Genomic DNA, 13597 nt, shown 5'->3' on the forward strand with positions numbered 1-13597 from the left:
TACGCTGGGCGGCCGTCTTCGGGCAGCCGGCGCAAACCCCGCAACGGGCCAGCGGCGCTACAATGTGGCGCACTGACGGGCAATCTCCAGCTCCTCGTTGGTCGGAATGACCAGAATCCGGGCCCGCGACGAAGGCTGGCTGATGTCGCGCAGGCCCCCAGTGCAGTTCTCGTTCCTGGCCGCATCCAGCGCCAGGCCGAAAAACTCCAGGTCCTGGCAGGCGCGGGCCCGCACCAGGGCATCGTTCTCGCCCACCCCGGCCGTGAACACGAGGGCATCGAGCCCGTTGAGCACCGCCGCGTAGGCCCCGATGTACTGGCGGATGCGGTAGGCGTAGATGTCCAAGGCCAGCGCGGCGCGCGCGTCGCCGGCCGCCAGTGCCCGCCCCACGTCGCGCATGTCGTTGGAGCCGGCGAGGCCCAGCATCCCGCTTCCCTTGTTCAGCAGCGTGCTCACCTGCTCCGTAGTGTAGCCCAGGGGCCCCAGCAGGTGCAGCAGTACCGAGGGGTCGAGGTCGCCCGAGCGGGTGCCCATTACCAAGCCGGCGAGTGGGCTGAACCCCATGCTAGTATCCAGGGAGCGGCCGCCGCGTACCGCCGCCATGCTGCACCCGTTGCCAAGGTGGATGGTGATGAGCCGGGCGTCGGGATTCCTCAAATGCTCGGCCGCCCGGCCCGCTACGTACTGGTGGCTGGTGCCGTGGAAGCCGTACTTGCGAATGCGCTGCTCGGTATAAAGCGCTGTGGGTAGCGCGTAACGAAAGGCGTATTCCGGCAGCGTCTGGTGAAACGCTGTGTCGAATACCGCCACCTGCCGGGCCCTCGGAAACAGCCGCTCCGCCACCTCAATGCCCTGGTAGTTGGCCGGGTTGTGCAGCGGGGCCAACCCGAACAGCTCCTTAATCTTAGCCTTCACCACCGCGGTGATGACCGTGGGGCCCGTGAAGGTTTCGCCGCCGTGCACCACGCGGTGCCCCACCACGTCTACCGCCGCCGGGCCCTGGATAACGGCGGTGGGCCCGTCCGTTAGCAGGCGCACCACTTCGCGCAGGCCGGCCTCGTAGTCGGGCACGGCCAGCGTGCGGCGCAGCGCCTCTGCCGGGGCCCCCGCGCCAAATACCCGGTGCGTGATTTCGGCCTGCGCCGAGCCGATGCGCTCCACCAGTCCGCTGCACAGCGGCTGCTCATCGGGCCAGTTGAACAACTGGTACTTAATGGAACTGCTACCGGAATTGACGACGAAAATGTTCATACGGGAAGGAGGTGGTGAGGCAATAAACAGAACGTTATTATGAACGTATTTAGGTCGTTATGCTGAACGCAGTGAAGCATCTCTACCGCATCAGTAATCATGGTTACTCAGCGATAGAGATGCTTCACTGTGTTCAGCATGACGACCTAAATGGGCCAAACACCGTTCAACTCTGCTGGCTCTGAATCGCCGTAATCACCACCGTGTTAAATATGTCGTCCACGGTGCAGCCGCGGCTTAGGTCGTTCACGGGCTTATTCAGGCCTTGCAGCACCGGGCCGATGGCCAGGGCCCCGGTTTCGCGCTGCACGGCTTTGTAGGTGTTGTTGCCGGTGTTCAGGTCGGGAAAGATGAAGACGCTGGCCTGGCCGGCCACTTCGGAGTCGGGCAGTTTCTGACGGCCCACCAGCGGGTCCACGGCCGCGTCGTACTGGATGGGGCCCTCTACCTTCAGCTCGGGCCGCAGCTGGCGCACCAGCTCGGTGGCCCGGCGCACCTTCTCCACATCGGCCCCCGCGCCCGAGGTGCCCGAAGAGTACGAGAGCATCGCCACCCGCGGCTCGATGCCGAACGCCCGGCTGCTGTCGGCCGAGGAAATGGCAATTTCGGCCAGCTGCTCGGCGGTGGGGTTGGGGTTCACGGCGCAGTCGCCGAACACGGCCACCCGGTCGGGCAGGCACATGAAAAACACCGACGATACCACCGACACGCCCGGCTTGGTCTTAATAAGCTGCAACGCCGGCCGAATCGTGTGCTGCGTGGTGTGCACCGCCCCCGACACCATGCCGTCGGCGTGGCCCCGGTACACCATCATCGAGCCGAAGTACGACACGTCGCGCAGCAGGTCGCGGGCCATGTCGTGGTTCACGCCCTTGTCCTTGCGCAGCTCGTAAAATGTCTCCACGTAGTCGGCATAGTATGCCGATTCCACCGGGTCGATGATGTTCAAATGCCCAGCGGGTAAGCTGATGCCCAGGCGTTTGGCAGCGGCGGCCACGTCGGCGGGGTTGCCCAGGATGGTCAGGTCCACGATGTCCTGCTGGAGCAGCAGCGCGGCGGCCCGCAGCACTCGGTCGTCGTTGCCCTCGGGCAGCACGATGTGGCGGCGCTGGCGCTTGGCCCATTGCAGCAGCCGGTACTGGAACATGTGCGGCGTGAGGCCCACCGACTGGAAGCCGGCCAGTTTTTCTTCCAGGGCCCGCACGTCCACGTACCGCTCGAAGGTGCTGATAGCCAGCTGAATCTTCTTCGGATTATCGGGCGTGATGCGCGAGCGGATGGCCCCCACGCGGGTGGTCGTGGCAAATGTGCCGGTGTCCACGGCCAGGATGGGCACTACGCCCGGCAGCCCGTCGAGCAGGCGCACCACGGCCGCGTCGGGCTCGCCGCGGGCCGTGAGCACGATGCCCGCCACGCGCGGGTAGTTGGCCGACTGGTGGGCCTGCAGGGCGCAGATGATGATGTCGCCGCGGTCGGCGGGCGTCACAATCAGTACGTTGTCGGTGAGGTAGTTGAGGAAGTTGGGCACCTGCATGGCCCCGATAATGTAGTTGTCCACCTGGTTGTCGAGGCCCACCGCGCCGAACAGCAGCTGCCCGCCCAGCCCGGCCTGGATTTCGCGCATGGTGGGGTGCAGCAGGTCGGCATCTTCGGGAATGACGGCCAGCAGCACTCCGGCCGGCAGCTGGCCGCGGAGCAGGGCCCCCACCTCGGCGGCCAGGGCGGGCGGCACGCGGTTGGCCACGGCCAGCAGCACCGGTACCTCGCGGGCCTCGAAGTTGTGCAGCAGCGTGAGCACCGCGCTGATCAGCTGGGCCGTGCTCTTGCCCTCGCCCGACACCACCAGGATGACCGGCACGCCCAGGTTCTTGGCAATCGACACGTTGGCGTCGAACTCGAAGGCCGTACCGGGCCCCAAAAAGTCGCTGCCTTCCACCACCGTGAAGTCGTAGTCGTCCTCCCAGCGCTTGAACTTGCGGATGATGGCGTCAATCATGGCCCCCTCTGCGCCGGCCTCCATCAGCCGCAGGGCCTCGGGCCGCGTATAGGCGTAGGTGTCGGCCACGGCCAGCGGCAGCTTAAAATGGCGCATCATCACGTCCAGGTGCGAGTCGAGGCGCTCCACCGGGTCGTTGTCGATAATGGGCTTGAAGTAGCCTACCCGGCGGGCCTGCCCGAGCAGTAGGTTCACCAGTCCCAGCGCAACGATGGACTTGCCGCTGTAGGGCTCGGCGGCGGCAATGAAAACGGCTTTGGTCATGGGTAAGCTAACGCAGCAGCAGGGGCTGGCGTTGGCTGTTCAATGGGGGGGGCCTCACGGGACCCCCTTGGGGCCGGGGGGGGAGGCGGGCCAAATCCCTACCCCAGCAGCGCCTGCAACCGAATCCAGCGCTCGGGCAGGTCGCCCTGCGAGGCGTGGAGGTAGTCCTCGTACGAGCACGGCACCACGCGCTTCACGGCGCTGTCGCCGAGGCTTTCCACTTCCATCCACCACTTGTCGGCGCGGCGCGACTTGTAAAACACCAGCTTATCGGGGTTGCCGGGCAACACCACGGTATAAGTAAGGAAGCGGAACGTGCCGAAGCCCGTTTCGGGCCGGCGGTGGTAAAAGCCTTCCACGAAGTACCAGAGCATGGTGGCCAGCGTGGCGGCGGCCAGGCCGTGGGGGTCGTGCTCGGGCCGGTAGCCGTAGAGGCCCAGCGACGAAAGCTGCTCGCTGTGCCCGGCGTACCAGCACAGCTGGGTGGCGTCGTTGGCGCTGAGGCCGAAGGGGTTGGCCGGGGCGTAGCCGGGCGCGTCGGTCCAGCGCAGTGCGGCCAAGTCGATGCTCAGGAAATCGGCCTGGCGCACCAGCGGCTCGGCCTGCCGCCGGTCGGTGCGGATGGCCCCCACGCTCATCATGTCAAAGTGCATTTTGTCGAGGGCCAGCAGCACTTCGGGCGGCGTGAGGTACTGCTGGTGCCCCAGGTGGGCCAGGCTGAACACGTAGTTGGGCTCGTGCACCAGCAGGCGGCGCAGGTGGCTGGTTTCGGCCGGCGTGGCGGGCCCCGGCTCGGCCATGTCGGGCCGGGCATCCACGATGGCGAAGCTCACCGGGCGCTCCTGGGTTTCGTAGGCCATAAACTGGCCGTAATCGAGGTCGTGCGAGCCGCCCAGCAGCACGGGCACCGTGTTGGCTTCGAGCAGCGCGGCCACAATTTCGCGCAGCCGCTGGTAGGTGTCCTCCAAGCTGAGGCCGGGGCGCAGGTTGCCCAAATCGACGAGCCGCAGGGCCCCGGTGCCTTTCTGGAGCTGGTAAAACCGCTCGCGCACGCGGTTGGCGCCGTGGTAGCCGGCCGGTGGGGCCCCGGCGGCGGCACCGCGCCACTCGTCGAGGCCGAGAATGGCCAGGTCGGCCCCGCGCCAGTCCGGAAACGCCTCGGTGAAGCGCGTGGCGTAGGCCGCCAGCGCGGTGGGCGGGGTTGGGGTGGCCGTGGGCTCGTCGTCGGCGAGCGGGTCAAAAAACAGGGCCAGGTTCATGAAAATACCAAAAGCAAGGGCCGTAAAATTACACGCTCCCGCGGCGGCCGGGGCAATTTAAAACGGGGCCCCTGCGCAGCGCAAAGCCAACCGGGGGCCCATCGCCAAAAAAGCTCGTTTATTTATCCGCAATTTCATTTCGCTTAAGCCTTATCCCACCCGCTGATGGACGTCCGCCGCTCTTTCGATATCCTACCCTACCAACTCGCCGAGTTTGCCAAAACCGACGCGCTGGCCGCCAAAATCAACGGCCAGTGGTCGCCCCTCAGCACCCAGCAGGTGCAGAACCAGGCCAACCTGGTGAGCCTCGGCCTGCGGGCCCTGGGCTTGCAGCGCGGCGATAAAGTGGCGCTCATCAGCATGAACCGGCCCGAGTGGCTGCTGGCCGACTTCGGCATCGCCCAAATCGGGGCCATCAGCGTGCCCATGTACCCCAGTATTACGGTCGAAGACTACAAATACATCTTCACCGATGCTGGCGTAAAGGCCGTGTTTGTGTCCGACGCCAAGCTGTTCCACAAAGTGCAGGAGGCTACCGCAGGCCTGGCCATCCCGGCCGAAAACGTGTTCACTTTTGATAAGGTCGACGGGGCCCGCCACTTCAGCGAGCTGCTGGCGCTAGGCCAGCAAGGTAACCCCGCCGACCTGGAGCCTCTGAAAGCCGCCGTGGAGCCCGACGACCTGCTCACGCTCATCTACACCAGCGGCACCACCGGCCAGCCCAAAGGCGTGATGCTGAGCCACGACAATCTCCTGAGCAACTGTCGCAATTCCAAGCAGTTTGTGCCCGTAGGGCCCCAGGATAAGGCGCTGAGCTTTCTGCCGTTGTGCCACATTTTCGAGCGCATGGTTACGTACATCTACATGATGAGCGGCGTGAGCATCTACTACGCCGAAAGCCTGGAAACCGTGGCCGAAAACCTGCGCGAAGTGAAGCCCGAAATCTTCACCACCGTGCCGCGCCTGCTCGAAAAGGTGTTCGACCGCATCGTGTCCAAGGGCCACGAGCAAACCGGCCTCAAGCACAAGCTTTTCTTTTGGGCCCTGAACCTGGGCCTGAAATACGATACCCAGAAAGACCAGGGCTTCGTGTACAACACCGAGCTGGCAGTAGCCAATAAGCTCATATTCAGCAAGTGGCGCGAGGCGCTGGGCGGTAACCTGCGCTGCATTGTGAGCGGCGGCGGGGCCCTGCAACCACGGCTGGCGCGGGTGTTCTGGGCCGCTGGCATCCGCGTAATGGAGGGCTACGGCCTCACCGAAACCTCGCCCGTGATTGCCGTGAACGGCTACGAGCGCGAGAACAACATGATCGGCACCGTGGGGCCCCTCATCAACAACATGGAGGTGAAAATTGCGCCCGACGGCGAAATCCTGACCCGCTCGGCCTCCGTGATGAAGGGCTACTACAACAAGCCCGAGCTCACGGCCGAAACCATCGACGCCGACGGCTGGCTGCACACCGGCGACATTGGTGAATTAATAAACGGGCGGTTTTTGAAGATTACCGACCGCAAAAAGGAGATGTTCAAAACCAGTGGCGGCAAGTACATCGCCCCGCAAGTCATTGAGGGCAAGCTCAAAGAAGAGCCGCTCATCGAGCAGGCGATGGTGGTGGGGGCCAATAAAAAGTATGCCGCCGCGCTGGTCATTCCCTCATTCCCCGACCTGAAGGCCTGGTGCAAGCGCCATGGCGTCTCCGACGCTTCCAACGAAGAATTGGTGCGGAACGAACGAGTGGTGAAGCTTTACAACGGGCTGGTTGCTAATTGCAACAAGAGCTTCGCGCAGTGGGAGCAAGTGAAAAAAATTGCGCTGCTGCCCGAGCTGTGGACCGTGGAAACCGGCGAAATGACGCCCACCATGAAGGTGAAGCGTAAGGTCATCACCGAAAAAAACAAGGACCTCATCGAGGGGCTATTTTAGGCGGGCCGCCGCCAACGGGCCTGCCTTGGCTTTTGAAAAAGTAGTATGCAAGCCGAATAGATTTCTTCGTATGTTTACCGCCTTTAACTTGCGCCATGAAACCCGAAGAAACAGTCGATTACAACATCAAAGTGGCCTGGCACGCCATCTCGCGGATGTACAACGCCCAGGCGGCCCAGAACGACATCACGACCAGCATCGGCTTTGTGCTGCTCAACATCGACCACGAGCACGGTATTCCGGCTACCAAAATTGCGCCGCTGCTGGGCTTGGAAACCCGTAGCCTCACGCGCATCCTGCGCAGTATGGAGGACAAAGGCTTGATCTACAAGCAAGCCGATGCACACGATAAACGCTCGGTGCGGATTTTCCTTACTCCGCTGGGCCTGGAGAAGAAGGAGGTTTCGCGCCAGACGGTGCGGCATTTCAACGCCAGAATCCGGGAGAAAATCCCGCAGTCGCAGCTCAACGTATTCTTGAAAGTAACGGCCCAGATTACGGGCATTATCGAAGGAAAAACTATGTTCAACGGCTTCGAGCTGAAGCCGTTGCGCCACGAAAACCTAGCGTAGGGCCCCGGTCTGTCGCCCGCAGTTGCCAACCCACCCATTCACCCGAACTGAATGAAACGAATCATCAAGAAAGTAGCCGTATTGGGCTCCGGCGTCATGGGCTCGCGCATTGCCTGCCATTTCGCCAACATCGGCGTGCAGGTGCTGCTGCTCGACATTGTGCCCAAAGAGCTGCTGCCCGCCGAGCAGGCTAAAGGCCTGGAGCTGGGGGCCCCCGCCGTGCGCAACCGCATCGTGAATGCCGCGTTGCAGGCCGCAATCGTTGCCAATCCGTCGCCGCTTTACCGCAAGAGCGAGGTCAGCCGCATCAAAACCGGCAACTTCGACGACAACCTGAAGGAAATTGCGCAGTGCGATTGGGTGATTGAGGTGGTGGTGGAGCGGCTCGACATCAAAAAGAGCCTTTATGAGCGGGTGGAGCAGTTCCGCAAGCAGGGCACGCTCATCACGAGCAACACCAGCGGCATCCCAATCCACTTGCTGGCCGAGGGCCGTTCGGACGACTTCAAGCAAAATTTCTGCGGCACGCACTTCTTCAACCCGCCGCGGTACCTGAAGCTGCTGGAAGTAATTCCGACGCCCGACACGAAGCCGGAAGTGATTGATTTCCTGCTGCACTACGGCGACCTATACCTGGGCAAAACCACTGTGCTGGCCAAGGATACGCCCGGTTTTATTGCCAACCGCGTGGGCGTATTCGCCCTGCTCGATGCCATGCAAACCATGCAGAAGCTGGGCCTGACCGTGGAAGAAACCGACAAGCTGACCGGCCCCGTTATTGGCCACGCCAAGTCGGCCACGCTGCGCACTTCCGACGTGGTGGGCCTCGATACGACCATCAACGTAGCCAACGGCCTGGCCCAGGGCCTGCCCGACGACGAGGCCAAGGACGTGTTCGTGCTGCCCGATTTCGTAAAGAAAATGGGCGAGAATAAGTGGTTGGGCGACAAGACCGGTCAAGGTTTCTACAAGAAAGTAAAGGGCGAAGGCGGCAAGTCAGAAATCCACGCCCTGGACCTGAACACGCTGGAATACAAGCCCAGTCAGAAGGTGAAGTTTGCCACGCTGGAGCTGACCAAAACCATCGACAAGGTGGCCGACCGCTTTAAGGTGCTGGTGGCGGGCAAGGACAAAGCCGGCGAGTTCTATCGCCTGAGCTTCGGCAGCTTGTTTGCCTACGTGAGCAACCGCGTGCCTGAAATTGCCGACGAACTCTACAAGATTGACGATGCCCTGCGCGCCGGCTTCGGCTGGGAGCTGGGGCCCTACGAAACCTGGGACGCGCTGGGCGTGCAGGCCGGCATCGACCTGGCCAAGGCCGCCGGCCGCACCGTGGCCCCTTGGGTGGAGGAAATGCTGGCCGCTGGCCATCAAGCCTTTTACCAGATAAATGCAGCCGGTGTGCGCGAGTTCTACGACCAGCAGAGCAAGCAGTATCAGGCGGTGCCGGGCGTGGAGAACTTCATTATTCTCGACAACCTGCGGGCCAGCGGCAAGGTGCTGTGGAAGAACAGCGGCGCCTCAATCATCGACCTCGGCGACGGCATTCTGAACGTGGAGTTCCACTCGAAGATGAACGCCATGGGCCAGGATGTGATTCAGGGCCTGCTCAAGGGCATTGAGATGGCCGAAGGCGGCTACCGGGGCCTGGTGGTGGGCAACGACGCGCCCGCCTTTTCGGCCGGGGCCAACCTGGGCCTGGTGTACATGCAGGCCGTGGAGCAGGAATTCGACGAGCTGAACCTGATGATCAGCCAGTTCCAGCAGGCCATGATGCGGCTGCGCTACAGCAGCATCCCGGTGGTGGGGGCCCCCCACGGCCTGGCTCTGGGCGGCGGCTGCGAGCTGAACCTGCACTGCGACCGAGTGGTGGCCGCGGCCGAAACCTACATGGGTTTGGTCGAATTCGGCGTGGGCCTGATCCCGGGCGGCGGCGGCACCAAGGAAATGACGCTGCGCACCGCCGCCAAGTACGAGGAAGGCGAGCCCGAATACAACCTGCTGCGCAACACCTACATGACCATCAGCACGGCCAAGGTTTCGACCTCGGCCGCCGAGGCGTTTGACCTGGGCTTTTTGCGCCGGGGCGACGAAATCGTGGTCAACGGTAGCCGCGTAATTGCCCAGGCCAAAGCCGCCGCCCTGGAAATGGCCGACGCCGGCTATACCCAGCCCACCCAGAAGACCAACGTGAAGGTGCACGGCAAGGGGGCCCTGGCCATGTTCCGCACCGGCGTGTACGCCATGCAGCAGGGCAACTATATCTCGAAGCACGACGAGCTGATTGCCAACAAGCTGGCCTACGTGATGTGCGGCGGCGACCTGAGTTCGCCCACCGAGGTAAGCGAGCAGTACCTGCTGGACTTGGAGCGCGACGCCTTCCTCAGCCTCTGCGGTGAGCGCAAGACGCTGGAGCGGATTCAGAGCATTCTCACCACCGGTAAGCCGCTACGCAACTAAAAAATTGTCATGCTGGCGAAGGGAGCGTCTTATCACGGCTGCCTTCGCCAGAATCAATTTCCCACCCGAGCAGCGCGAACGTGATAAGATGCTTCGCCTGCTCAGCATGACAGAACCTATCAAAATGGCCAATACCGCCTATATCGTCGCCGGCTACCGCACCGCCGTTGGCAAAGCGCCCCGCGGCGTCTTTCGCTTCACCCGCCCCGACGACCTCGCCGCCGAAGTTATCAAGCACCTCGTCAAGTCGGTGCCGGCGCTCGACCCCAGCCGCGTCGACGACGTGATTGTGGGCAACGCTGTACCCGAGGCCGAGCAGGGCCTGCAAATGGGCCGCCTCATCTCGCTGCTGGCGCTGCCCATCAACGTGCCCGGCCTCATCGTGAACCGCTACTGCGGCTCGGGCGTGGAAACCATCGCCATGGCGGTGGGCAAAATCACGGCAGGTATGGCCGAGTGCATCATCGCCGGCGGCACCGAAAGCATGAGCATGGTGCCCACGGTGGGCTGGAAAACCGTGCCCAACTATAAGCTCGCCAACGAGCACCCCGACTACTACATGGGCATGGGCCTCACTGCCGAAGCCGTGGCACAGGACTACAAAATCTCGCGCCAGGACCAGGACGAATTCTCCTACAACTCGCACCAGAAGGCAATCAAGGCCATTAAGGAAGGCAAATTTGCCAAGAGCATCGTGCCCATCACGGTGGAGGAAACCTACCTTGACCAGGCCACCGGCAAGAAGAAAAACCGCGTCTACGTGGTGGACACCGACGAGGGCCCCCGCGCCGATACGTCCATCGAAGCCCTGGCCAAGTTGCGCCCCGTGTTCGCCGCCAACGGCAGCGTCACGGCCGGCAACTCGTCCCAAACCTCCGACGGCGCGGCCTTCGTGCTCGTGATGAGCGAGCGCATGGTGAAGGAACTGAACCTGGAGCCCATTGCCCGCATGGTCACCTACGCCACCGAGGGCATTGACCCGCGCATCATGGGCATGGGCCCCGTCAAGGCCGTGCCGAAAGCCCTCAAGCAAGCCGGCATGAAGCTGGAAGACATTGACCTGTTCGAGCTGAACGAGGCCTTCGCCTCGCAGAGCCTGGCCGTAGTGCGCGAGCTGGGCATCAATACCGACAAGCTGAACGTGAACGGCGGGGCCATTGCGCTGGGCCACCCACTGGGCTGCTCGGGCGCCAAGCTCTCCATTCAACTCTTCGACGAGCTGCGCGACCGGGGCCAGAAGTACGGCATCGTAACCGCCTGCGTGGGCGGCGGCCAGGGTGTGGCGGGCATCTACGAGCTGCTGAAGTGACGACCGGCGTTGCCGATTAGAACGTCATTTTGAACGCAGCGAAGCTTTTCTATTGCCTGTGAGTAATGTAGTAGAGATGCTTCACTGCGTCCAGTATAAGGAAGGTTTGTACTTAAGTACTCACGCACAAGTAAGCGTATTGAATTGAACGTCATGCTGAGCGCAGTCGAAGCATCTCTACCGCAATAGTAATTCTTTACTTACGAGGTAGAGATGCTTCGACTGCGCTCAGCATGACCGCCTTTTTTGCTACGGTTACTTCTGCGCGACTACTTAGAATATGAAGAAACGGCTGCGAAAAAAGAAATACCAGGGTGAGTTCACAACCGTGTATTGGAAACTCATATTTGAATTTCGCTTTGATTTACCACGTGGCCGACTACAGGAGGTAAGAGAAGCCCTGTTTGAATTTCTAGATACAAATGGTTTATCATGGTCTGGCTAGTCTGGTCCACCGCGTGGAATTTTTTACATCGAAACGGGCAAGCGTTATGGCTCGAAGCTTTACGGCTCAGTTACTGAAGTGCAGAGGGAATTAGTAACAGCTTGGTTATTACAGCTACCTGAAGTAGCCAGAGTAGTGGATATACCACTGATAAGATTCTTGGGTTGAAGCCATAAAGAACCTTTTTTTCGTTCAAAGTAGTAGGCACGCCTAACATTTTTGCTTATCTTGCAGTATTAAATCCCGGGGGCCCTATTTGTCAAAATAGTAGGCGTGCCTAACACTTTTTTCATATTAATCTCCAACTCCTCACTTAGAACCGTCATGGAAGTATCCCAAAAAGCTGTCGTGAAGGGCGGCGAATTCATCATCAAGCCGACCGATGCGCAGGACGTTTTCACGCCGGCCGATTTTAGTGAGGAGCAGCGCCTGATGCACCAGACCTGCCTGGACTTTGTGGCCCAGGAAGTAACGCCGCTACTGGAGCGCCTCGACAACCACGAGGAAGGCCTCATGCGCGGCCTGATGGAGAAAGCCGGCCAGCAAGGCTTGTTCGGGGTAAGCATCCCGGAGCAGTTTGGGGGCTTGGACATGGACTTCCCCACGGCGCTGCGCGTGACGGAGGGCGTGGGCGGCGGCCACTCATTCCCGGTGGCCTTTGCGGCGCACACGGGCATTGCCATGCTGCCTATCCTGTACTTCGGCAACGACGCGCAGAAGGAAAAATACCTGCCCGGCCTCACCGACGGCACTCTGATGGGGGCCTATTGCCTCACCGAGCCCGGCTCGGGCTCCGACGCGCTGGGGGCCAAGACTAAGGCCGTGCTGAATGCCGAAGGTACCCACTACGTGCTGAACGGCCAGAAAATGTGGATCACCAACGCCGGTTTTGCCGACGTGTTCATCGTGTTTGCCAAGATTGACGGGGAGCAGTTCACCGGCTTCATCGTGGATAAAGACACCCCCGGCCTGAGCCTCGGCAACGAGGAGCACAAGATGGGCATCAAGGGTAGCAGCACGCGCCAGGTGTTTTTCAGCGATGCGCAGGTGCCCAAGGAGAACGTGCTGGGCGAGATTGGCAAGGGCCACCTCATCGCTTTCAACGTGCTGAACATCGGCCGCATTAAGCTGGCCGCGGCTTGCCTGGGCGGGGCTAAGGGTGCTGCTATACAGAGTATTAAGTACGCCAACGAGCGGGTGCAGTTCAAGTTGCCTATCAGCAAGTTCGGCGCCATTCGCTACAAGCTGGCCCAGCAGGCCATCCGGATGTACGCCGTGGAATCGGCCATTTACCGGGCCGGCGACGACATCTACCGCATGGAACAAAAATTGCTCGCCGAAGGCAAGGGCAGTAACGAGGCCCTGCTGGGCGCCGCCCGCGAATTCGCCGTGGAGTGCGCGATGCTGAAAGTGGAGGGCTCGGAAGTGCTCGACTACGTGGTGGACGAAGGCGTGCAGATTTTTGGTGGCTACGGCTTCTCGGCCGACTACCCGATGGACCGCGCCTACCGCGACTCGCGCATCAACCGCATCTTCGAAGGCACCAACGAAATTAACCGCATGCTAGCAGTGGACATGATTTTGAAAAAGGGCATGAAGGGTGAAATCGACCTGATGGGCCCCGCCCAGGCCGTGCAGCAGGAACTGCTGGCCATCCCGAGCATGGGGGAGAGCGACGACTCGCCGTTTGCCGCCGAGAAAAAAGCCATTGCGGGCCTCAAAAAGGCCATCCTAATGGTGGCTGGCACGGCTGTGCAGAAGTACATGAACTCGCTCGCCAAAGAGCAGGAAGTGCTGACCAACATTGCCGATATGTCCATCAAAACCTACGTGGCCGAAAGCATCCTGCTGCGCGTAGAGAAGGAAATTACCCTCAAGGGTGAGGAGGCGATGAGCCGCGAGCTGGACATGGCCCGCGTGTACCTCTCCGACACCATCGACATCGTGGAGAAAGCCGGTAAGGAAGCCATTGCCAGCATGACCGAGGGCGACGAGCAGCGCCTGCTGAGCATGGGCCTCAAGCGCTTCACCAAGGCCGACCTCTTCAACGTGAAGGATGCCCGCCGCCGCGTGGCCGCCGGCCTGATTGAAGCCAACGACTACATCTATTAGGTC

Annotated in this window: 8 protein-coding genes; 5 read left to right on the forward strand and 3 right to left on the reverse strand. The window is 61.6% G+C overall.

Annotated features, from left to right (window positions below):
• Positions 1-57: 57 nt before the first annotated feature.
• The 3 genes from DDQ68_RS18330 to DDQ68_RS18340 all read right to left on the reverse strand — a co-directional run bounded on the left by DDQ68_RS18330 (position 58) and on the right by DDQ68_RS18340 (position 4770).
• Complete coding sequence (locus tag DDQ68_RS18330) at positions 58-1251, reverse strand: acetate/propionate family kinase (RefSeq protein WP_109657602.1); 1194 nt, start codon at positions 1249-1251, stop codon at positions 58-60.
• Between the two features lie 166 nt (positions 1252-1417).
• Positions 1418-3511, reverse strand: coding sequence for a phosphate acetyltransferase (pta, locus tag DDQ68_RS18335; protein WP_109657603.1), 2094 nt, complete (start codon positions 3509-3511; stop codon positions 1418-1420).
• Between the two features lie 98 nt (positions 3512-3609).
• On the reverse strand, positions 3610-4770 hold the full coding sequence (locus DDQ68_RS18340) for a formimidoylglutamase (RefSeq protein WP_109657604.1): 1161 nt from the start codon (positions 4768-4770) through the stop codon (positions 3610-3612).
• A gap of 165 nt (positions 4771-4935) precedes the next feature.
• Here DDQ68_RS18340 and DDQ68_RS18345 point away from each other — a divergent pair, with 165 nt between their 5' ends.
• The 5 genes from DDQ68_RS18345 (at position 4936) to DDQ68_RS18370 (ending at position 13594) form a co-directional block, all read left to right on the forward strand.
• Entirely contained in the window at positions 4936-6696 is a 1761-nt protein-coding gene (locus tag DDQ68_RS18345; protein WP_109657605.1) for an AMP-dependent synthetase/ligase, read from the forward strand.
• A gap of 95 nt (positions 6697-6791) precedes the next feature.
• Complete coding sequence (locus DDQ68_RS18350) at positions 6792-7268, forward strand: MarR family winged helix-turn-helix transcriptional regulator (RefSeq protein ID WP_109657606.1); 477 nt, start codon at positions 6792-6794, stop codon at positions 7266-7268.
• A gap of 51 nt (positions 7269-7319) precedes the next feature.
• Positions 7320-9728, forward strand: a complete 2409-nt coding sequence (locus tag DDQ68_RS18355) for a 3-hydroxyacyl-CoA dehydrogenase/enoyl-CoA hydratase family protein (protein WP_109657607.1) — start codon at positions 7320-7322, stop codon at positions 9726-9728.
• Between the two features lie 88 nt (positions 9729-9816).
• Positions 9817-11037, forward strand: coding sequence for an acetyl-CoA C-acyltransferase (locus tag DDQ68_RS18360; protein WP_245897103.1), 1221 nt, complete (start codon positions 9817-9819; stop codon positions 11035-11037).
• 769 nt (positions 11038-11806) lie between these two features.
• Positions 11807-13594, forward strand: coding sequence for an acyl-CoA dehydrogenase FadE (locus tag DDQ68_RS18370; RefSeq protein ID WP_109657609.1), 1788 nt, complete (start codon positions 11807-11809; stop codon positions 13592-13594).
• The last annotated feature ends 3 nt before the right edge of the window (positions 13595-13597 follow it).

Source organism: Hymenobacter nivis (genome assembly GCF_003149515.1).
Lineage (GTDB): Bacteria > Bacteroidota > Bacteroidia > Cytophagales > Hymenobacteraceae > Hymenobacter > Hymenobacter nivis.